20 protein-coding genes are annotated in these 22325 nt (G+C 39.9%); 13 read left to right on the forward strand and 7 right to left on the reverse strand.

Features of this window, described 5'->3' with window-relative positions; all coding sequences use genetic code 11:
* Positions 1-190: 190 nt before the first annotated feature.
* Positions 191-1015: a hypothetical protein gene (locus ACE1CC_RS23680; protein WP_413272900.1), complete on the reverse strand. Its 825-nt coding sequence runs from the start codon at positions 1013-1015 to the stop codon at positions 191-193.
* Between the two features lie 455 nt (positions 1016-1470).
* Here ACE1CC_RS23680 and ACE1CC_RS23685 point away from each other — a divergent pair, with 455 nt between their 5' ends.
* The 4 genes from ACE1CC_RS23685 (at position 1471) to ACE1CC_RS23700 (ending at position 5024) form a co-directional block, all read left to right on the forward strand.
* The gene (locus ACE1CC_RS23685; RefSeq protein ID WP_413272901.1) at positions 1471-1812 is read left to right on the forward strand and encodes a thioredoxin family protein; all 342 of its coding nucleotides are present in this window, start codon (positions 1471-1473) and stop codon (positions 1810-1812) included.
* Positions 1813-1962: 150 nt separating this feature from the next.
* Complete coding sequence (locus tag ACE1CC_RS23690; RefSeq protein WP_413272902.1) at positions 1963-3132, forward strand: LL-diaminopimelate aminotransferase; 1170 nt, start codon at positions 1963-1965, stop codon at positions 3130-3132.
* A gap of 252 nt (positions 3133-3384) precedes the next feature.
* Entirely contained in the window at positions 3385-4383 is a 999-nt protein-coding gene (locus ACE1CC_RS23695) for an NF038130 family PEP-CTERM protein (RefSeq protein WP_413272903.1), read from the forward strand.
* Between the two features lie 212 nt (positions 4384-4595).
* Entirely contained in the window at positions 4596-5024 is a 429-nt protein-coding gene (locus tag ACE1CC_RS23700) for a response regulator (protein WP_413272904.1), read from the forward strand.
* 16 nt (positions 5025-5040) lie between these two features.
* On the opposite strand, the gene ACE1CC_RS23705 is transcribed toward ACE1CC_RS23700, so the two are convergent.
* The gene (locus ACE1CC_RS23705) at positions 5041-5220 is read right to left on the reverse strand and encodes a hypothetical protein (protein WP_413272905.1); all 180 of its coding nucleotides are present in this window, start codon (positions 5218-5220) and stop codon (positions 5041-5043) included.
* A gap of 342 nt (positions 5221-5562) precedes the next feature.
* Here ACE1CC_RS23705 and uvrC point away from each other — a divergent pair, with 342 nt between their 5' ends.
* Together uvrC and ACE1CC_RS23715 are read left to right on the forward strand one after the other, a co-directional pair.
* Positions 5563-7458 carry an excinuclease ABC subunit UvrC gene (gene uvrC, locus ACE1CC_RS23710; protein ID WP_413272906.1) on the forward strand — a complete coding sequence of 632 codons (1896 nt, stop codon included), beginning with the start codon at positions 5563-5565 and terminating at the stop codon, positions 7456-7458.
* A gap of 96 nt (positions 7459-7554) precedes the next feature.
* A complete protein-coding gene (locus ACE1CC_RS23715) occupies positions 7555-8076 on the forward strand; it encodes a pentapeptide repeat-containing protein (RefSeq protein WP_413272907.1) in 522 nt (173 codons plus the stop codon).
* 128 nt (positions 8077-8204) lie between these two features.
* Here ACE1CC_RS23715 and ACE1CC_RS23720 read toward each other — a convergent pair whose 3' ends face one another.
* Positions 8205-9485 carry an acetylornithine/succinylornithine family transaminase gene (locus ACE1CC_RS23720; protein ID WP_459563903.1) on the reverse strand — a complete coding sequence of 427 codons (1281 nt, stop codon included), beginning with the start codon at positions 9483-9485 and terminating at the stop codon, positions 8205-8207.
* A 253-nt stretch (positions 9486-9738) separates the two neighbouring features.
* Here ACE1CC_RS23720 and ACE1CC_RS23725 point away from each other — a divergent pair, with 253 nt between their 5' ends.
* Positions 9739-10806: a potassium channel family protein gene (locus ACE1CC_RS23725; protein ID WP_413272908.1), complete on the forward strand. Its 1068-nt coding sequence runs from the start codon at positions 9739-9741 to the stop codon at positions 10804-10806.
* Between the two features lie 95 nt (positions 10807-10901).
* On the opposite strand, the gene ACE1CC_RS23730 is transcribed toward ACE1CC_RS23725, so the two are convergent.
* A complete protein-coding gene (locus tag ACE1CC_RS23730; RefSeq protein WP_413272909.1) occupies positions 10902-11678 on the reverse strand; it encodes a type I restriction endonuclease in 777 nt (258 codons plus the stop codon).
* A 308-nt stretch (positions 11679-11986) separates the two neighbouring features.
* Here ACE1CC_RS23730 and ACE1CC_RS23735 point away from each other — a divergent pair, with 308 nt between their 5' ends.
* The 3 genes from ACE1CC_RS23735 (at position 11987) to ACE1CC_RS23745 (ending at position 15121) form a co-directional block, all read left to right on the forward strand.
* The gene (locus ACE1CC_RS23735) at positions 11987-13129 is read left to right on the forward strand and encodes a substrate-binding domain-containing protein (protein WP_413272910.1); all 1143 of its coding nucleotides are present in this window, start codon (positions 11987-11989) and stop codon (positions 13127-13129) included.
* A 425-nt stretch (positions 13130-13554) separates the two neighbouring features.
* Positions 13555-14307 (forward strand): tetratricopeptide repeat protein, encoded by a 753-nt coding sequence (locus ACE1CC_RS23740; RefSeq protein WP_413272911.1) that lies wholly within the window; start codon positions 13555-13557, stop codon positions 14305-14307.
* Positions 14308-14473: 166 nt separating this feature from the next.
* Entirely contained in the window at positions 14474-15121 is a 648-nt protein-coding gene (locus tag ACE1CC_RS23745) for a class I SAM-dependent methyltransferase (protein ID WP_413272912.1), read from the forward strand.
* Positions 15122-15234: 113 nt separating this feature from the next.
* On the opposite strand, the gene ACE1CC_RS23750 is transcribed toward ACE1CC_RS23745, so the two are convergent.
* Positions 15235-16128 (reverse strand): 3'(2'),5'-bisphosphate nucleotidase CysQ family protein, encoded by an 894-nt coding sequence (locus ACE1CC_RS23750; protein WP_459563904.1) that lies wholly within the window; start codon positions 16126-16128, stop codon positions 15235-15237.
* A 199-nt stretch (positions 16129-16327) separates the two neighbouring features.
* Positions 16328-17194 (reverse strand): sugar kinase, encoded by an 867-nt coding sequence (locus tag ACE1CC_RS23755; protein ID WP_413272914.1) that lies wholly within the window; start codon positions 17192-17194, stop codon positions 16328-16330.
* A 226-nt stretch (positions 17195-17420) separates the two neighbouring features.
* On the opposite strand from ACE1CC_RS23755, the gene ACE1CC_RS23760 reads away from it, so the two are divergent.
* From ACE1CC_RS23760 to ACE1CC_RS23770, 3 genes are all read left to right on the forward strand, one after another.
* Positions 17421-19700, forward strand: a complete 2280-nt coding sequence (locus ACE1CC_RS23760; RefSeq protein WP_413272915.1) for a bifunctional diguanylate cyclase/phosphodiesterase — start codon at positions 17421-17423, stop codon at positions 19698-19700.
* Between the two features lie 126 nt (positions 19701-19826).
* Positions 19827-20675 (forward strand): 16S rRNA (cytidine(1402)-2'-O)-methyltransferase, encoded by an 849-nt coding sequence (gene rsmI, locus ACE1CC_RS23765; protein ID WP_413272916.1) that lies wholly within the window; start codon positions 19827-19829, stop codon positions 20673-20675.
* Positions 20676-20980: 305 nt separating this feature from the next.
* The gene (locus ACE1CC_RS23770) at positions 20981-21304 is read left to right on the forward strand and encodes a lipopolysaccharide assembly protein LapA domain-containing protein (RefSeq protein ID WP_413272917.1); all 324 of its coding nucleotides are present in this window, start codon (positions 20981-20983) and stop codon (positions 21302-21304) included.
* An 88-nt stretch (positions 21305-21392) separates the two neighbouring features.
* Here ACE1CC_RS23770 and ACE1CC_RS23775 read toward each other — a convergent pair.
* Positions 21393-22325: type II restriction endonuclease (locus ACE1CC_RS23775; protein ID WP_413272918.1), on the reverse strand; the 933-nt coding region annotated here is incomplete at its 5' end.

The following is a 22325-nucleotide window of genomic DNA, read 5'->3' on the forward strand; positions in this document are numbered from 1 at the left end:
TTACGTGGGGGTAGGAGGTGTGAATCTCCTAGAGGACAGGGTTCCTCGTACTAGACGACCAGTTCAGGTCGCACGTCGTCATTCATCCCCAACTAAATCAGAGATTTTAGGCAAGGGACTTCTGCCGACATTCTTGTTAAATTTAGATTCCCGACCTCTTGAAGAAGTCGGGAATCTGAGTAAAAACCTACTATTGTTGTTTCCGTTTCCCCAAACAACTAATACCAAAAGCGCCCAAAGCCAATAAACTCAGTGTGGCAGCTGGTTCGGGAACTGGGTTCGGTCTGTGTAACGCAGCTACAAAAGTAATGTCTGGATCGAACTTGCCTAATTCATAAACTTGGTTTGCATAGGTTGGCCCCATCGTTGGTCTGTTTCCACCACCTAGAAAGCCTTGTCCGTCTCCTGTAACTCTGTCGCTGAGAATCAGGTTTTTAATCCGAATTGACTCTATTTGGTCGCCTAAGTTCAGACCAAATGTACTGAGATCGATCGCTGTAGCAAAGTGTGTAGTATAGGGGTCTGATTGGTAAAATCCACTACTAAATTCGTATAAGTAGTCAGTAAAGTCACTAGCACCAACTTTTTTAACTGCTACGGCAAAAGCTTCCGGTTCCCCAAACCCCCCAGTTTCATAAATTACCAAGTCTTTACCATCCTCATTGGTTAAAGACATCCCACTTCCCCAACCGAGTTCGATAATAGACAAGGTTGAGTTGTCTTTCCCAAGAGCAAACGATTCACTAAAGCCAAAGGTAGAACCACCCAATAGTTTACCAATAGTTCTGTCCCTCACCTCTGGTTCACTTGACAAAAAGGGTGTAATAAAGGGTTCAGCTTGTTCTCGTCCTTGAATGATTCTGCCTGTTGTTACTGAGTTAGCAGCATCCCAAGTATAACCACCAATGGAAAAAGTTGCGGCTTTTGCTGACTCTGCATTGATCAAAGCTGCAACAGTCAAGGCAGTTAGGGACAAGCCAATTTGACAATAGTCTTTGATTGTAAAGCTTCTCATTAGGGTACTCCCTCCCAACTTTAAGTGGGCGTTAATTCTGAAAATTTCTGATGTAACTGCTTTTCAGAGGGAGTAAGTAGATCGCACAGCCTTTAACTCTAATCGCCTATCATTCAGAATGATCTGATGCACACAAGCAGTAAATACTCTGGATTTTTCATGGATTTTTCTTAAGAGACAACCCTCTGAAAGTTATGTATAGATGCACGCTAACACACGCTAGCATATAATTTACAAGCCAATTCTCGTATTTCCACTTAGTTTTGATGAAGAGTTTTTAAAGTTTTCTCTTGCTAAATATATAGTTTTGGCTAATTTTGCACCTACATAGAAACAGAGGTTGTTAGCATTTCCAGAAAAAAATATACCAACGAACGCACTGTACCTTGGGAAAAACTTGTTCGATTGGGGTATTGAGTGGGATAAGCTGATAATTGACTGTTGTTGGGTGTGCTATGAGCAGCGTGATAACCATCTTCGATTCTGAGTTTGAAACCGAAGTGCTGAAAGCGACGCAGCCAGTATTGGTATACTTCTGGGCAGCTTGGTGTGGGCCATGCCGATTGATGACCCCATTAGTTAGTTCGGTAGCCGAAACTTATGGCGATCGCCTAAAAGTAGTCAAAATGGAAGTAGATCCTAACCCCGTAGCAGTAAAAAACTACAAGGTGGAAGGAGTTCCTGCACTAAAACTGTTTAAAAACGGCTTGGTGATTGAATCTCTTGAGGGAATCGAAGCCAAGAACACCAAACAGAGAATCACCAATATGCTAGAAGCACATCTGTCAAATCAGTAATTAGACTTCTTGCAGAAGTTAGGGGAAAAGGGAAGGGGGAAAGGATGAAAAATCCTTTGAACTTTACCCTTTGACCTTCAACCAAGTTGGAACCAAAAATACTTTAGCAAGCGGTCTAATGAACCATGAACGAAGAACAATTTTCAGAATATGCAATTCGCTAAACGTTTAGAACCTCTACAACATAATGTTTTCGCTGATATGGACCAGGCGAAAGCTAAAGCTAGAGCATCAGGTTTGTCAGTTATCGATCTGTCTTTAGGATCTTTGGATTTACCAGCAGCTAATCATATTACTGATGCGATCGCACAAGCTTTAACAGATACTAGCACTCACGGCTATTTGTTATTTCACGGAACTAGAGATTTTCGTCAAGCCGCTGCTGACTGGTACACTAAAAAATTCGGTGTTTCTGTCAATCCAGAAACCGAAGTCTTACCTTTAATTGGTTCTCAAGAAGGAACTGCCCATTTACCTTTAGCAGTCCTCAATCCAGGGGATTTCGCTCTACTTTTAGATCCTGGTTATCCTTCTCACATGGGAGGTGTTTACCTAGCTAGCGGTCAAATTTACCCCATGCCATTGCGGGCGGAAAATGAGTTTTTGCCTGTGTTTGAAGAAGTACCACCAACAGTTTTAGCTCAAGCAAAAATGATGGTGTTGAGTTATCCTCATAATCCCACAACTGCGATCGCACCACTATCTTTCTTCCAAAAGGCAGTGGCTTTCTGTCAGCAACATAACTTGGTTTTAGTCCATGATTTCCCTTACTTGGATTTAGTATTTGCGGAAAATATCGCCCCTTCAATTTTCCAAGCAGACCCGGAAAAAACTGTTTCGATCGAATTTTTTACCCTGTCTAAATCCTATAACATGGGTGGTTTTCGCATCGGTTTTGCTATTGGTAATCCAGCTTTAATTAAAGCTTTACGCCAAGTTAAAGCAGCCGTTGATTTTAACCAATATCGCGGGATTTTAAATGGCGCGATCGCGGCTTTAAGTGGCCCGCAAGATAACGTTAAATCAAATGTGGCAACTTTGCGCGATCGACGCGATACCTTTATCCAAGCCCTACATCGCATCGGTTGGGAAGTACCAACCCCACCAGCAACTATGTACATCTGGGCAAAATTACCAGAATCTTGGGCTAGTGATTCCCTCACATTTGCTGCCAAACTCGTGGAAAATACGGGCGTTGCTGTAGCTCCTGGCGCAGGTTTCGGTAAATTTGGTGAGGGTTATGTGAGATTTGCTTTAGTACATCAACCAGAAATTTTAGAAACAGCAGTAAATAGAATTTCTAAGTTTTTGTATCCGTAAAATCACTGGCAAAAAAAACTTCTTTTTTCCGAATTCTTCATGGAAGCTTTAGGTGAAATCTAAATGAATTTCACCTATTGCCGTCTGCTATTTGCATAGAATAAACTTAGGATTAAATAAAGTCCTCTGCAATATCTGAGTGCATAATCAATCATAAATCTTAGAAATTGCATCTATATAAGAATCAAGCACTCAATCCTTAGTAGTTGGCTCGGCTGTAAACACACCTGTAAATTCGGGAGATCAATAAAAATGTCTAGTATTATGAAGAAGTTTTTCATCGCTGCCTCAGCTGCTGGCATGAGTGCGATCGCTACAGCCCCTAGTTTCGCTTACACCATCACAGGTAGCGGTGATGCTTGGCTTTACGACAACAACTACGGTGATTGTGGCCCAAGTAGCACCTGCCGCACTGATGACATGAACAGATTAAATGCTATCTTGGGAGGCAACAGTAGCACCCCCGGCGGTAACGTTGAGTTATTTGCTACCAGTGAAGGTGTGAACTTGGCAAACTTTCAAAATTCTGGACGTACCAGCATCGAAGGTACAGTAGCAGGTAAATCACTCACCCTTAGCAGCTTGACTTATAGTGATTGGTTTAGCACTGGATCTAGCTTAACTACAGCATACGGTGCCGCTAACTTAGCTAACACCTGGTTTAACGCCTTTTATGACGCTGCTGGAATCTCTACTAATTTAAATACCATTTTAAGCAGCAATTCCTCCAGAACGGTGTTTCTCGGTCAAGTATTACAACAAACTGGACGGGATTGGTCATCTCTAGCAAACGCCCATATTCAAGCACTATCTCGCGCAGTAGCTTATAGTACCTTCTTAAGCGACCAAGTGAAAGGTTTCCAACGCAGCAGTGACCCTAATATTTCCTACATCACTACCAGCGGTAGCGACCTCTTGATTGGTTTGGCAGGTCACTTCGATGCTAAAGCATTCTATGCTTCTCAGTTGGGGCCATTTGACTCATTGATAAACAATGGCTTCCAAGTCAGCGAAGTAGTCAAGGCTCAATATGGTAGCAATCCAGCACAGTTCCTTTACAGCTTTAGCGCTACACAAACTAACTTACGGGAAGTCGGTGATGGTTTATCTCACAGTGGTAACTACGAAGTTGCACTTAGAGGCGTTGTTACTCCTCCCGCTGCATCAGTACCAGAACCTTCTGTAGTATTCGGTTTAATTGGTTTGGGTGGTTTGTTAGCTGCCAAACGTAAACAACAACAAGCTGGATAAGTTATTTACCAGTCGGTTGCTGATTTTCTTCACTACACTATAGTTTCTGAGTAATAGCTAATTGCTAAGAGCCAATTAGCTATTATTTTTTTGAAGAGCAATTTATTTCATCACCTCCCGCAGGGTAGGTGAGAGATGAATTGCGGAATTAGCTAAATTAGCAGCAATGGCATTGCTGGAAATTATACTGAAATTTTAACCCTGCTAAAATTATGGCAAAATCAGGACAAGGTTCTGTTATTCATTCAGGAACACAAAAATTTTTATCTAGCCGGATTCTACTGGTTGAAGACCATGAAATTTCTCGACAACTACTGAGTGATTACTTGGGTTGTTTGGGATATCAGGTGTTGGCGATCGCAGATGGTAAAGCATTCTTTTCCACCCTGGCTAGTTTTCAACCTGACCTAATTTTACTAGACCTCAAAATTCCTTACCTTGATGGTTACAGTATACTTAAACAATTGCAAGGATTACCGATCGCTCAACAAGTGCCAATCATTGTTGTTTCCGCTTATGCCTTTAAATCAGATCAACAACGTGCCTTCAGTTTAGGGGCTAAAAAATATTTCGTTAAACCAATCAATCTTTCTCAGTTACGTGACGCAATTCAAGAAATTTTGGGTGGGTTAACACCATAAACACTTTTACCTAATATTACTGTTGGTTTTGTGCTTCTATTATTTGTTCGACGACTTGGCAGAGATTTTGCATTGAATCTCTCACCTGTTCCATTTTAGATTCTATTTGCGCCACTAATAAATTGACTACATTTAGATGATTCAGTGTTTCATCTAAGGCTTCTCTATAATCGCTTTCTAGGTCTTGTTGAGACATAAATTTAACCATCATTTAGTTACGTGAAAAAACTTGTAACTTGATTTATATCTTAATTTAACCCCGAAATTCTCTGAAACTTATCTAGTTATTCATAAATTTAATTTTCTCGGTTTCCCTGGTATAAAATTTCCGCTACCCATAGACAAATGTTATAAATTTTAGCCAAGTTTAAGTAACTATACCGAAAAAAATCAAAGATCCATGAACAGTTTATAAATAAACTTTCTATCATAGGAAGAGACATTGTAAATTCATCTAGAAGACCTGTGACCTGAGTTTGAGCAATCAGATTAATCTGTAAAGTAAACCTAAACTCTGAAATCTGAAATCCGAAATCGAATGACTACTTCTGCGAAAATTCTCCCATTGGTAAAAGACCCAGAACGCCTAGAGAAATCCCTGAAGCAAATTCCCCAAGAACCAGGTGTCTATTTTATGAAGGATGAGAACGATCGCATCCTCTACATCGGTAAATCGAAAAAACTGCGATCGCGTGTCAGTTCCTATTTCCGTGACTCGCAGAGATTAAGCGATCGCATCAATATGATGGTGCGCCAAATCATTGACATTGAATTTATCGTTACCGATACGGAAGCGGAAGCTTTAGCCTTTGAAGCAAATCTTGTCAAGCAACATCAACCATACTTTAATGTTTTACTCAAAGATGATAAAAAATATCCCTATATTTTAATTACTTGGTCAGAAGATTATCCGCGCATTTTTATTACTCGTAATCGGCGGATTGCTAAAGAAAAAGACCGTTATTATGGGCCATTTGTTGACTCAGGATTGTTACGCACAACCTTACGATTAGCTAAACGTTTATTTCCCCTACGTCAGCGTCCCCAACCTTTATTTAAAGACCGGACTTGCTTAAACTATGATATTGGCAGATGTCCCGGAGTTTGCCAAGGTTTAATTACGCCTGAAGAGTATCGCAAAACTATTGAAAAAATCGCGATGGTGTTTCAGGGAAGGACTGAAGAATTAATCGAGATTCTCACAGAAAATATGCAGAAAGCTGCTGAAGAATTAAACTTTGAAGTAGCAGCAAGGATTCGGGATCAAATAGAGGGAATTAAATCTTTAAATGCAGCGCAGAAAGTCTCATTACCCAATGATAGTATTTCACGAGATGCGATCGCACAAGCCGCCGACGAACAACACGCTTGTATTCAACTATTCCAAATTCGCGCCGGGAGATTAGTGGGAAGATTGGGATTTATTGCCGAAGCGAAATCAGGTACAGCAGGAGCAATTTTACAAAGGGTATTAGAAGAACATTATCAAAATGCTGAATCAGTGGAAATTCCCACAGAAATTTTAGTTCAGCATGAGTTACCCGATAGTGAAATGTTGGCGCATTACTTGAGCGATCGCAAAGGCAGAAAAGTCAGCATTATTGCACCCCAAAGACAAAGCAAAGCCGAACTGATCGAAATGGTAGAACGCAATGCTAAATATGAACTGGAACGGACGCAGAAGACTAGCGATCGTAACAACCAAGCTTTGCAAGACTTAGCCAACATTCTCGACTTACCAGACTTACCTCATCGCATCGAAGGATACGACATTTCCCACATTCAAGGCTCAAATGCCGTCGCCTCTCAAGTAGTATTTATTGATGGATTACCTGCCAAACAACACTATCGACATTACAAAATTAAAAACCCTACTGTCACCGCTGGACATTCCGACGACTTTGCCAGTTTAGCTGAAGTTATTCAGCGACGCTTTCGCAAATATGCAAAAACATCAGCAACAGAAATTTCTGCCATCGAAAATACTGATTCTGATTGGCCCGATTTAATCATGATCGATGGAGGAAAAGGTCAACTTTCCGCAGTTGTCGCCGTCCTTCAAGAAATGAACTTATTAGAAGATTTGCGAGTAGTTAGTTTAGCCAAACAACGCGAAGAAATCTTTCTTCCCGGCGAATCTTTACCACTGGAAACAGATCCCGAACAACCAGGTGTACAACTATTACGTAGATTAAGAGATGAAGCACATCGATTTGCTGTAACTTTCCATCGGCAACAAAGAAGCGATAAAATGCGTCGTTCTCGTTTAGAAGAAATTCCTGGTTTAGGTTTTCAAAGGCAGAAACAATTGTTAGCGCACTTTCACTCGATCGATTATATCCGCGAAGCCTCCGTCAAACAATTAGCCGAAGTTCCCGGAATAGGTATGCGTTTAGCACAACAAATCTACGATTATTTCCATCCCCAAAATTAGCTTTAGATCCCCGACTTCTTGGAGAAGTCGGGGATCTGGTGGCTTTTTAAATGGCAAAGGTCAAGTTATGCTAGCTACAGTTACTTTGTTAGAAATATGACAATCAAACAAATAGCTTTTATTGTTTTGTTCACTATTCTTGGCATGGCTACACCCGCCAATGCCTTTAATCTCCAACACTTAGAAATATTCCGGCAAACCAAGCAATGTCGCGGCTGTGACTTAAGTGGTGCTAACTTAAGTAAATTAGACCTCAGAGAAGCTGACTTGCGAAATGCTTATTTAGCAGGTGCCAATTTACAAGGAGCTAACTTAAGTGGTGCTAAACTAGTGCGAGCAGACTTGAGCAGAGTTAATTTAAGCCAAGCTTTAATTGTCGGTGCCGATCTTAAACAAGCGCAATTAACTAATGCTAACTTAAGCGGTGCTGACATGAGATTAAGTCTTCTGAGTTTCGCTAACTTATTAGGTGCCGATCTTAGTTACGCTGACTTAAGTGGCGCTGTCTTGATGGGTACAGTTCTCCGAGATGCCAACATGGTTGGTGTTGACTTAACCAGAAGTTTTCTCAAAAGAACTACTATGCCAGACGGTAGAATTCGTAGCAATGATGATTAATTAGGTACGTTGTTGCGCTTTAGCGCTCTTATTAAAGATAGCGCTAAAGCGCAACAACGTACTTAAACAGTATGTTGTTGCGCTTTAGCGCTCTTATTTAAAGATAGCGCTAAAGCGCAACAACGTACTTAAACAGTTAAATTGGCGATCGCTTTTCCAATAATTTGTACTGCTGAATCAATTTCTGAAGCAGTTACAATTAATGGGGGAACAAAGCGGACAACTTTTGGCCCTGCGGGAACTAATAATAAACCTTCTGCCATTGCTGCTTTGACTATATCAGCAGAAGTTAATTGACTTTCTGCGTTTAATTCCATGCCGTTAATTAAACCCCAACCTCTGACTTCGGTAATTTTATCGGGATATTTAGCGGCAATTTCTGTCAATCGGGCACGCAATTGTTCGCCACGTTGTTGGACATTTTCTAAAATGTTTTGTTGTTCTAAAGTTTGACAAACGGCGAGTGCAACTGCACAAGCAAAAGGATTTCCACCAAAGGTGCTCGCGTGTTCTCCGGGTTGGAAAATGTCGCATTTTGATTTACACAACATTGCACCGATCGGAATTCCACCACCTAAACCTTTTGCACTACTGAAAATATCCGGTTCAATTCCGAGATTTTCATATCCCCACAATTTGCCGCTGCGACCCATTCCCACTTGCACTTCATCCATAATTAGGAGAATGCCAGTTTCGTCACAAATTTGGCGAATTTGTTGGAAATATTCTTTTTCTCCGGGACGAACTCCGCCTTCTCCTTGTAAAGCTTCTAAGAGAATTGCTGCTACTCTTCTGTCTCCGGTGTCGAGGTCTGCGATCGCATTTTTAATCGCTGAAATATCGTTATAATCCACATAATGAAATCCCGGCACCAAGGGATCGAAATACTTTTGATACTTCGGTTGTCCGGTAGCAGTAATTGTTGCCAAAGTTCGTCCGTGAAAACTCGCGTTCGCCGTCAAAATTACAGGTTCTTCAATTCCTAAAACCGTGTGAGCATATTTCCGGGCTAATTTAATTGCGCCTTCGTTAGCTTCTGCGCCAGAATTGCAGAAAAATGCGCGATCGGCACAAGAATGCTCAACTAACCATTTTGCCAGCAAACCTTGCGGCGAATTGTAATACAGGTTAGAAACATGATGCAAAGTTTGAATTTGCTTAGTCACAGCTTCTACCATTACCGGATGCGCGTGCCCCAAGGTACAAGTAGCGATTCCCGCTACAAAATCTAAATACACGCGCCCTTCATTATCCCACACTCGACAACCTTCCCCTTTTTCCAACACTAAGGGAAAGCGTCCATAAGTGGACATGACAAATCGATCGAAGCTAGCGGGATCGTACTTATCCGTCTGCGATCCTGACTCTGTAGTTATTGTAGACTTCTCAACAACAGTTTCTATGCTCACTTACTACTCCTTTAAATTTTGCAGATCAACTATTTTAGTTATATTTTTCAAACTTTTAGGTTCAGTTTGTAACAACCCAAATTTGATTTTAAGCTAGCTAATCCAATTAATGCTATTTTCCTTCTGAAAGATTTCCTGCCGCCAAACTGAAAATTTAGAAATGGATTGTCCTTAGCCTGTATCCCGGATAGGATAACAACAGTGATTTCACCATGAAACAGGTTACAAATTTTCTTTTTTATAGGTGGGGACAGTGTACTTACCACTTGAGCAAAAATATCGTCGGCTGCAAAAAGAGCTAATTGGTGGTGTAATTGGTCTTGCTTTAGTCTTTCTTATGGGTACACTGTGGTATAGGTTTATCGAAGGATGGAATTGGTTAGACTCCATCTACATGACAGTAATTACCTTAGCTAGCGTCGGTTACAGTGAAACTAGACCGTTAGGCGATCGGGGTCGGATATTTACTATAATTCTGATTGGATTAGGAATAATTGCTATTGGTTACATTGTTAACAGATTTACAGAAGCAATCATTCAAGGTTACTTTCAAGAAGGTAGAAAACTGAGGCAGCAGGAACGCTTGATAGAAAATTTAAAAGAACACTATATTTTATGTGGATATGGAAGGACTGGCAAGCAAATTGCTCAGGAGTTTCAAGCTGAAGGCATTTCTTTTGTAATTATTGATTCCGATCTCGAATCTGTAGAATTAGCCAAGGGAATGGGTTATATTACCCTCCAAGGTGACGCTACCTTAGATGAAACTTTAGTAAAAGTGGGTATTGAACGGGCGATTTGTTTGGTAGCGGCGTTACCTTCGGATGCTGAAAATCTTTATACGGTACTTTCGGCAAAAACTCTCAATCCAGCGGTGAGAGCGATCGCTCGTGCGAGCACAGAAGAAGCTGTCACCAAGTTACAACGTGGCGGCGCAGATGCCGTAGTTTCTCCTTATATTACAGGAGGAAAACGCATGGCAGCAGCGGCTTTAAGACCACAAGTAATGGATTTTGTTGATGGGATTTTGACGGGGACAGATCGATCGTTCTACATGGAAGAATTTCTTTTAGACCCCCAAGTTTGTCCTTATGTCGGTCAAACTTTAAAAGATGCACGTCTAAGAAGTCAATCCGGTGCCTTAGTAGTCGCCATTCGTCGCGCCGATGGTACACTAATCGGAGGCCCAACAGCTGATACACTCCTATCAGCTGGAGATTCCATGATTTGCATGGGTACACCCGAACAATTACGATTACTTAACCAAATTCTCAGTCCCCTTAGTTCTAAAAGACTACGTTTACCCAAACATAATTCTTGAGAAAAGGCAGGGGAGCCAAGGGAGTTTTTCCCTAACCCCTAACCCCTAACCCCTAACCCCGCGTTAGTCCCCAGTCCCCAGTCCCCAGTCCCCTTTTATAAACGACAAATACATTCTTTTGGTAAAGTATCCACCTGTATTTGGGTAAACTCAATAAAGTCTTTCATTGACTTAAAAAAAGAGCGTTTATCAAAAAAATCCTGAATTAATACTTCTAATTCAGTTACCCCATTGATTAACTTTTCTTCTCTACATATACTGTGCCAAGGAATAAATTGTTCGCAATTAAGGTAAGGATTTCCTACTCTGGCTTGATTGCCATTGGAAATTACCAAAATTTGAACATAAGAAAAAATTGTTGGTAACTTATAGTTGCAAAATTTAATTTTTCCGCAGTTTCTTTTTAAAGGAATTGCATTAGAACTAGTTTCTATTAAATCAATTATCCCCAAAGGCAACCCATTAATAAAAATTACAATTTCAGGCGAATAGCGAACCTTTCCCTCAAAAACTGTAAAATTCTGAATCACCAACCAATCATTTTTTTGAATATTAGAATAATCTACAAGTTTCAATTCATTGTAAAGTTTATACTTACCTAACTGGTAAGATATACTCATCCCATTTAGCAAAAAATTACGGAAATTACTATTTTTGGTTTGGGGCGTATCACCTGGAATCGAATTAAGTTTTCTAATAGCTTCTTTAATTGCTATTGATGGAACATTAGGATTAATTCTTCTGAGCGATTGAAAAAGGCGATCGCTCAATATAACCTCACCATAACTGCTCCGCTCAGACTTCACCTTTCCCGGTGCCACATCTGAATCTAACAAAACTGTATAACCATTTACTTCAAACCAAACTAACATCAACTACTCTCCAATAAATTACTTACTAATAGGGAGAGGATTACAAAATCACAGTGTTTACTCTTGTAGTTTATCAGTTTCACCAACATTGAGGGAAAAACCTTACCTGGATGGATCTACCAGTAAGGCTTTTAGCTTCGAGGCGGTGATATCATGTCATGCTAATATTCAAGCACATTGTACGAAATACTTGCGTATATCGTAATACTTTTTTTATGGTTACTTTATTAACAGATAGGTGAATTTAGGAAAGCTAATGTTGTCAAAGTCTTGGTATTGAGAAAAAATGCGACAAAAAGGAATTAGTAATGAAGCCGGAAAGTGAGCTACGTAACAATTTAAAGCAAATTCGTATCCGCTTAGGCTTAAGTCAGCAGGATTTAGCGAAAATTGCCGGAGTTTCCCGGCAAACCATCAGTGGTGTAGAATCTGGACAATATGCCCCTTCAGCGACAATTGCTTTACGTTTAGCCAAAGTTTTGGGATGTCAAGTAGAAGATTTATTTTGGTTGCAAGAAGACTATATTGATATAGAAGCAATTCCTACCAAAGCGGTGCCAGTAGCGCAGAAATTAAGAATGAATTTAGCCCAAGTAGGGGGAAGATTAATTGCTTATCCATTGTTGGGAGAAGAAGCATTTCGGACAGAAATGATTCCCGCAGATGGGGAAGGTTGGCGAGAAACAGATGATCATAAAATCATTGTCAAATTGTGGGATTCTCAGGATAAAATTAAGCAAACAGTTGCGATCGCAGCTTGTACCCCAGTACTTTCCCTTTGGGCAAAAGTCGCCGAGCAATGGTATCCCAATTTGCGAGTCCACTGGAGTTTTGCCAACAGCATGGAAGCACTAGAAAGATTGCTCAGAGGCGAAGTTCATATCGCCGGAATGCACTTATACAACCCTGAAACTAACTCCCATAATATTAGCTTTATTAAAAACATATCCACCGATCAGAAACTAGTATTAATTAACTTAGGTTTTTGGTCAGAAGGACTATTAGTACAACCTGGTAATCCCCAAAGATTGAGAACAGTTGCAGACTTAAATAATGCTTCAATTACTATTGTCAACCGAGAACAAGGTTCGGGCAGTCGTAAATTATTAGAATACCTACTAAATCAAGCAAAAATTCCCTTTACTGCCGTCAAAGGATTTAACAAAATTGTTAATAGTCACGTGGCAGTAGCGCGAGCAATTGCCAGTGGCAAAGCTGATGCCGGAGTTAGTATTCAAGCAGTAGCAACCGCCTTTGGATTAGGATTTGTACCCCTACATAAATCACAATACGATTTAGTAATTATTAAAGATTACTTGCAAGAAAAACCCGTGCAACAATTCCTCAACATTCTCGGACACCAACGGCTGCATTCTCAGTTAATTTCCCTTGGCGGTTACGATACCTCTCAAACAGGAGAAATCATCGCAACTATTGAACCAAAAAACTAAGAAAAAAAGAAAATTTACTATTTGTAGGGTGCGTTAACTAAGCGTGTAACGCACCATTCCACTAATAATTTCGGAGAAATTTAATTCAAAAATGCTGTACACCGAATAATCAATTATTTCAGTTTGTTTTAACGGACTTTAGCTATTAGCCAGGGAATTGATTCCCTGGCGGGATAGGTGGACGATCAAGAATATTTCGCAGTCTCCCCATGATCCTTAATCTTCCTCATATTTATTCTGCACATAAGATTAGTAACTCATAGGATGGGAGGAACTGTTGCCAGTTCAATTACTTGACTAATAAAAATTAATATGTTAAAAGCCAATGCAGTATCGTCAGAAATTATCGGTTCCGGTGCAAGCTGACAACTTCCTCATCTTAAACTGGAACTATAGTTAATTGTGGAGGAGTTAGCAACAGGCTTATGAAACTTAAGAACAGCGTGAACCAGAAATTAAATCAACCTCTAATTTGGATGGCTTTTAGCATCATCGCTGGTTGGGGAGCATCGACTTTAATGTTAGCTCAACCTAGCTTTGCACAAGCAGATAGTTTGCGAATTCAACCTGGTGCTTCACCAAGACGAATTCAACCTGGTGCTTCCGCAGCAGCTGGTGATTATGAAGTCAAGGAAGAGAAGTTACAAAGGTGTGTTGTTAACGCTACTGATAACAAGAAAAATTGCACGGATGTTGTTTCTGGTTATGGGCAAATTGTCAGTTATGGTACCGATCTTTATACCCAGGGAAATATGGCTGCTGCGGAAACAATTTTTAGGCAATTGATTACTTCTTTTCCCAAGGAACCAACGCCTTATTTAAGGTTAGGAATAATTTTGGAGCGCCAAGGTAGAGGGGAAGACGCGATCGCAGAATATCGCAAAGCGATCGAAATTAATCCCAAACACGCCGTCGCTCGGAATTCTTTAGGTGTCGCTTTAGCTAAACAAGGTCAATTACCAGAAGCAATTGAGCAGTGGAACGAAGCTTTAAAAATTAATGCTGAATATCCCGACGCTTTAACCAATTTAGGACTAGCTTTTTTGCAACAAGGTAATAAAGATGAGGGTGTTGCTAATTTAAGAAAAGCCAGAGAATTATTCATTAAACGCAAGGAATTTCCCAAAGCTAAACAAGTTGAACAAATCCTACAACAAGTTGATTCTCGCGCCACTTGAGGATTGAAGACAGTTTTGAGTGCGGACTGGGGACTAGGGCGGGTTTAGGGGTTAGGGGTTAGGGGTTAGGGAAAAACTCCGAGAGCCTAAGCGAGCCCCCCTGCTCCCGATTCGTTACATTTATTTATAATTACTAAGTAGCTGCTGTTTTTATAATTTTCAACTCATGCTCCTCCGACCTAATCAACGCACTAAGTTAGATGACACAGATGATTCCCTGTTCTACTCTTTCCCTCGCTTTGTTACTCATGTAGATGATGGGTTTATTCAGCAATTAACTGATTTGTATCGGGAACGCTTAAAACCTAATACTCGCATCTTTGATATGATGAGTAGTTGGGTTTCTCACCTACCAGATGAGATAGAATTTGCTCATGTGGAAGGTCATGGAATGAATGAAGAGGAATTAGCACGCAATACTCGCTTAAATCATTACTTTTTGCAAAACCTCAACCAGAATCCTAAATTACCTTTCCCAGATCAAGATTTTGATGCAGTTCTTAACTGCGTTTCTGTGCAGTATTTGCAATACCCAGATGCTATTTTTTCCGAAATTCATCGCATTCTCAAGCCAGGTGGAATCGCAATTATTAGCTTTTCTAACCGGATGTTTTATCAAAAAGCTATTACTGCATGGCGCGATAATTCGGAAATTGGTCGAGTAGAATTAGTCAAACGCTATTTTACTTTAGTTCCCGGTTTTAGTGAACCAGAAGTAATTATTCGTGCCTCCACTGTTCCAAAAATTTTACAGTTAATGGGTGCTGGTGGTGGCGATCCTTTTTATGCGGTGATGGCAACGCGAATTAATTAATTTGTCGGGTGCGTTACTAACGCACCATTCCCTCTATTTTTAAATAAAGTCTCCTGGTTCCCGATGAGTAAAGGTGCGTTACGTTACACTAACGCACCCTACAGTGGGGATTTTTAACTGTCTAATTGTGACAAAATTTGTTTTGTTTGATTACATAATTGTTCGTGACATTGACCGTTGCTGGCAATTAAGCAACCCCATTGATTCACATCTCCGCGATTGTAATTTAGAGGAGAACCATCTAAATAAGTAAATTTTCCTCCGGCTTCGGTGAGAATTAATTCTGGTGCAGCAATGTCCCAATCTTTGGGGGCAGATTTACCGGAAAGGGAAATGTAAATATCGGCTTTTTGTTCGACGATCGTGGCAATTTTGCAGCCAACACTGCCGACATATTGTTGATTTTTGCAGGGTAAATTTTGCAATAAATAGTTAAACCGTTCATCTCGGTGAGTGCGACTGACTACTAATGATAAATCTGCAATATTTTGGCGTTGGGAAACTTTTACGGGAGTGGGATTTCCCTGGCGTGTTTCGACAAAAGTACCGCTACCTTTAAGGGCATAATATAATTTTTCGGCTTCCGGCCAAACTACTACGGCAGCTATGGGACGATTTTGATGAACTAAGGCAATTTGTACTGCATATTCGCCTGTTTGTTCAATAAAATCTCTGGTGCCATCTAAGGGGTCTATAATCCAAATCCACTCTTGAGATAATGGGGGAGACATGACTCCTTTTGACTCGAATTTATATGTTTCTTCTGTGAGATAACCAAAGTCTTGGGTGCCAAATCTGGCTTCTAATTGATCGAGAATATATTGGTTTGTCACTATATCTGCTGCTGTGACTGGCCCTTCTTTTTTCTCTTGGATATTTAATTCGCCGCGATCGGACTCGCCACGATAATAAGAGCGCAAGATATCGGCTGCACCCCAGCCTACTGATTTGGCGATCGCGATCGCTTCTTCTAACCCTTCAAATTGGTCTTTCCCTAAATATTTCAACACTATTAAACTTCCTTATAATTTCGCCAGCTGTTTATTTATGCTACCCGTTGGTCTTAGCAACTTGCTTACCAGTTTAGCCTGAGTTTGTTTGGTTAATCAAGATTCTACTAGATAATAGACTAAACTGGCATTTATTTCATTTATATTTCGGATTTTTTATTTAGGCTTTGATAATAAAACATTTGGGCTACTAAAGTCACGAAATTTCCTGAGACATCCACCGTCTTGTGCCAAAATATTGACAAGATTTAGCCGCAACTTTTGCCGCTTCTTGGAGCGCCGAGAGAAAATCTTGGTTCAAGATATAGTGGCAGAAGGCTCCATGAAATATATCTCCTGCACCCAAAGTATCTACTGGTTTAATTGCCGGAACTTCTATTGTTCCAGCTATGCCTTTAGATAGATATTGGATGGGTTTTTCTCCTTGAGTAATGGCAATGTCAGGGATACCTAATCCCGCAAGGTAAGCGATTACTTGCTCTGTGGTTTCACAGCCGGGAGGATAGAAATTAGCCGAACATATTGCATAATTTACGAAAGGTAATAACTCTTCAAATCCGGGCTTCCAACTGCCACCATCTACTACTAAAGGAATATTTTTCCCTTGACTCTGTTTGGCAATCTTTTGGCTAACTGCCATTTGATGACCATCGATTAAAATGATATCTATATCTTGTAAGATGTCACTAGGAATACTTTCTTCAGCTACTTGGGATTTAGTAGCATTGAGCGAAATTACAGCGCGATCGCCTGTAGAATTGGTCACAAAAATAGAAGATACTGGTATTGGGTTTAATCGAGCCGGATCTAAATCCTGAATTTCAACCCGATAGTTTGCTAAATCAGAGCGAATTAAATGACTAATTGGATGCTGCCCAACTACCCCTAAAATTTTGGCTCTATTCTCCCAATAACTAAAGGTTACAGCTGCATTTGTTGCAGGGCCACCTGCGCTTACCGTATAATCCAAAGCAACTATTTTTTGATTTATACCGGGTGGATTTGTCGTTAAATAAACCAAGTCTAACGTCACCAATCCCACAAAGAGTCCCTGTTTTCCCATTACTTCACTTCTAACTCAGCTATTAAAATTTAACATTAATTGAGAGAATATTTCTCGGTCTTTAATCAAACACAAAGTTGGCGGAAAATACTTAGTTAATACTCTGGATGAGTAATATTTAAAAAGATTAAATTTAAATTATTAAGATAAAATCTTTATAAATATTTTTTTGTAAAATTGGTTAGAAGAGAAAATTTTACAGTATCTTTAAACAGAGAAATTGTTTATGCAAGAGATATTCAAAACTTTGTTTTTCTCAGAAAATTTTGTACCCCACGGACACTGCTACTTGTGGAATCCGGGCTTAGTTTGGTTGCACCTACTATCAGACGGGTTGACTGCATTAGCTTACTATTCAATTCCGTTAATGCTGATCTACTTCGCCTACAAGCGCCATGACTTACCTTTTAAAAGCATTTTTTTCTTGTTTGGCGCTTTTATTATTACTTGTGGGACAAGTCACCTGTTGGAAGTTTGGACGCTGTGGCATCCTGTTTACTGGCTTTCTGGTGGTGTGAAAGCGCTGACGGCACTAGTTTCAATGTACACAGCTTTAGAAATGTGGCCTTTAATTCCCCAAGCTTTAGCACTTCCTAGTCCAGCAGAATTAGAGATTGCTAACCAAAAATTAGCAGCAGAAATTGCCGAAAAACAACAAGCTGAAGCAACATTAAAACAGAGAGAAGCGCACTTTCGCTCACTTTTTGAAGGAGTTAGTCTGGGGATTGAAATTATTGATTTGGCAGGAAGGACGATCGCAATTAACCCAGCATTGCAAAAAATGTTAGGTTACAACGAGAAAGAATTGACTACCTTCGATTTTACAGAGAATATTCTTCCGCAAACCTCGGTTAACGAAGATGAAAACAACGAAAATCCGGTGCCAGGAAAACGTTATTTGTTAAGAAATAGACAATCATTAATTGATGGCGATCGCTATCAAAAAGAAAAGCGCTACCTTGGCAAAAATGGGCAAATGATTTGGTGTCAAGTTCATGCTTACCTAGTACGAGATGACCAAAGTAGACCTCAATTCTATATTCGCATGGTCGAAAATATTACCGAGCGCAAACAAGCATTAATTGAATTACAGCAATATCAGGAACGCTTAGAAGATTTAATCGGAGAACGTACAGCTTTACTGACTCAAGTAAATCAACAACTTTCTTGGGAAGCTAGTCATGATGCACTTACAGAATTAATTAATCGTCAGGAATTTAGAAAACGCTTACAGGAAGGTTTGGCAACAGCTAAAAGCCAAAACAAACAACACGCAATGTGTTATTTAGACTTAGATAAATTTAAGATTGTTAATGATACTTGCGGTCATGCTGCGGGTGATGAATTGTTGCGCCAAGTAAGTAATTTGTTGCAAAATCAAGTGCGTCAAACAGATGTTTTGGCAAGACTGGGCGGCGATGAATTTGGCTTGCTATTGTTTAACTGTTCCATTCAGCAAGGACAAGTTGTTGCTCAATCACTTTTAGAAAGTATCCGGGAATTTCGTTTTATTTGGGATAATCAACCTTTTACTATTGGTGTAAGTATTGGTTTAGTGACAATTAATGCCGAAACTAAAAGTATAGAAAGCTTAATGAATATGGCTGATGCAGCTTGTTACCAAGCCAAGAATAATGGGCGTAATTGCATTTATACTTACGAACCTGATAAAGTGGAAACAGCACAAACAACTCTGGCGGAACAATGGTTAAAGAAGATTAATCAAGCAATTTCTGCTAAGAGAACAGATAAGTTAGCTAAAAATCAATTCCGTTTATATAGTCAACAAATCTTTCCCCTAAATTCTGATCCATTTCGATTAGAATTTCAAGAAATCTTGCTGCGCTTGGTCGATGAAAATGGGGAAATAATTCCGCCAATGGCTTTTTTACCTGCGGCAGAACGTTATGATTTAATTACGACGATCGATCGCTGGGTAATTGATACTGTTTTTGGGATATTACATCAGCAAAGTCAGGAAGCACAAAGCCGTTATTTATATGCAATTAACTTGTCAGCTTCTAGTGTGAAAGATGACGAATTAGTTGATTTTATAAAGGCACAACTAGATACCTATCAAATTTTGCCCCAGTCTATCTGTTTTGAAATTTCAGAAACCGTTGTAATTTCCCATCTTCATGGAGCAACAAAGCTAATAGAATCATTGAAAGATTTGGGCTTTAAGTTTGCCTTAGATGACTTTGGTATCGGCGTTTCTTCATTAAATTACTTAAAACAAATACCTGTGGATTATTGGAAAATTAGTGGCGATTTTGTTCAAAAAGTGGAAGATGATTTGATAGCTTATGAGATGATAAATATGATTAATAGAATTGCTCATATATTAGGCATTAAAACTATTGCCAAGTTTGTAACAGATAATAGTATTATGCTAAAAATGAAAGAAATGGGAGTAGATAACGCTCAAGGCTATGGAATAGCTGCACCTCGTCCGTTAGTAGTTAATTCTCAACTAATATATGAAGTTATAGGAATGGAGGAATAGGTGAAAGTTTCTCGTAAGGAGAGTTGGGATTGGGGACTAGGGACTAGGGACTGGGAGAGTTTTGAGTTAATGAACTTCCCCATCTCCCCAGCTGCCTCAACAAGTAATTTAAATGATTAACAATTTATGGGAACACTTTATTTAGTAGCAACTCCGATCGGTAATTTAGAAGATATGACTTTTCGGGCAATTAGGATTTTACAAACTGTAGATTTAATTGCGGCGGAAGATACGCGCCATACGGGAAAGTTGCTGCAACATTTTCAAATTAAAACGCCACAATTGAGTTATCATGAACATAATAGTCAGCAAAGAATTCCTGAATTGCTGTCACAATTGAGTCAAGGAAAAGCGATCGCACTCGTCACCGATGCCGGGATGCCTTTAATTTCCGATCCGGGATATGAGTTAGTTAAAGCTTGCGTTGCACAGGGGATTTCTGTAGTTCCCATTCCGGGCGCAAATGCGGCGATTACAGCTTTAAGTGCGGCTGGATTAGCTACAGATAAATTTGTTTTTGAAGGCTTTTTACCAGCTAAAAGTAAAGAACGTCGCACCTATTTGGAAACATTAAAAGGCGAAACTCGCACGATAATTTTTTACGAATCTCCCCACCGTTTGCGGGAAACTTTGCAAGATTTAGGCACAATTTTGGGCGAAGAAAGAGAGATTGTTTTAGCCAGAGAGTTAACCAAAATGCACGAAGAATTTTGGCGGGGAACTATTAAAGATGCGATCGCTCATTATACCAACCGCGAACCTCAAGGCGAATTTACCTTAGTAGTTGCAGGCGCTACCTTAGAAAAACCCCAACTTTCAGAAGCAGCAATTAAAGCCGAATTACAAAACTTACTGAAACAAGGATTATCTCGTTCCGAAGCTAGTCGTCAGTTAGCTCAACAAACATCACTTCCCCGCCGCCAAATTTACCAGCTGGCACTCTCCATTCCCGAACCTAATTTGGCTGATGAATAAAGTTTTTTCAACTATCTTGAAACACCTCTTGAGACAAAGGTTGAGTCATCACTTTTCCTTTAATTTTGTCAAGATGCTTTAAAACGACCTACTAACGAGCTTTTCTGTCTAATTTTTTCTCAATCAGAGGTTATTAGACTAAGTTAGACCGCTTTTTTCTAGAACACAGAGGTTCAGCAAAAAATCTGGTGAGAGCGATCGGATTCTACTGAATCTTTATACTCAGAAATGCTAAAGTATGAAAAGTATGATGTATTTTTACGAAAATTAACGAAAATTAACTTTAAGGAAATTACAGTAATTTAATGAAATCTCTAGCCACGTTAATTATTTCTGTAATACTTGCAGTCTGGATGATGGCGATCGCCATTCTCTCGGTACAAAACGCCACTCCAGTCACCCTAAAGTTTTTAGCTTACGAGTCAATACGCCTACCAGTGGGTCTAGTACTGGCGTTTAGTGCGGCTGCGGGTGCGATCGTCGGTGCGATCGTCGCTCTCCCCCTGTTCAGTTCCCCTAGTTCCACCTCAGAAGATTTTCCTGCAGAAAATTACCAAACAGAAAATCGCCAGCAACAAACTACAGTCGGTGCAGATGATTGGATGGAAAGAGGGTCAAATGATTGGTGAGTGAGGGAATAAGTTTGAGTTTTAGTTCTTTCTTTCTCCTAGTATCGATAAGTAGCAACTTGGGGTATTTAAGCCAGATTTGGTATTATTACAAACTACACAACCAGCGAGAAATCGATGCAACTTGGTTCTCCTGATTCAAATTTGCCGCGTTAGTAAGAATACCGTTTTCCAATTGATGCCAAATTTCACCTGCCATTCTTCTCTCAATAGCTGCACCAATAAAGAATGTATAGGGTTTATAGCCAACTCTAGAAAATGCCTCACGTACACGATCTAAAGCCGATCGTGCAGTTTTCCAATGCTCGTCTGCACCTGCGGGATCTATACCTCCCTTAAGCTCACCAAGCGCAAGATATGACTCAATTACATTAAACTTACTAGCTATCAAATCTGACGGAGCAAGATTAAACAAACACATATCTACATTACTTCTAAATAGTGGAACAGTTAAGTTGTAAATTAATGTACGACTTCCGCTTTCACCTTCCCAACTTATTCCCCGTAAAGACAACTCAATCTCTGAATCATCATCTGTCATTGCTACCCATTTTTGAGTTTTTAAATGTTGCCAGTGATATTTTACACCAGCAATTGTTAGGGTAGATAAGATTGCGCGAGTTAATTTTCTTTGTGCTAATGCTCCCCCCACATTTCGCATTGAGCCACCAAGCGTATCACCACGAGTTAGCAAAAATCTAAAAATTAATTCTTCCACAAATTTCGCTCCTGCTGGCTCAAGAAAATTCTTGATCAGACCGTTTATCGCTTCTATTTTATCTTCTGGCATCAAGTATTTAAGAGATTTATCTGATAACCCAGCTGCTGTTAGCAAACCCATTTCGATGCCTTTGATCTTGAGCAAGTCAGCAGGATTTTCAGCTTGAGAAGCTGCTTCTTGAAGTACCCTTGCTTCTGCAATATATGGTGTAGCACGTCGATTTTTTTCCAGCGCCAAAGCAACAAAACCTGCACGAGTCGCTTGATATGTTGTAACCAGATCGTCACTAGATTGAAGATG

The sequence above is a fragment of the Floridaenema aerugineum BLCC-F46 genome (assembly GCF_041929345.1).
GTDB classification, from domain to species: Bacteria; Cyanobacteriota; Cyanobacteriia; order Cyanobacteriales; family Aerosakkonemataceae; genus Floridanema; species Floridanema aerugineum.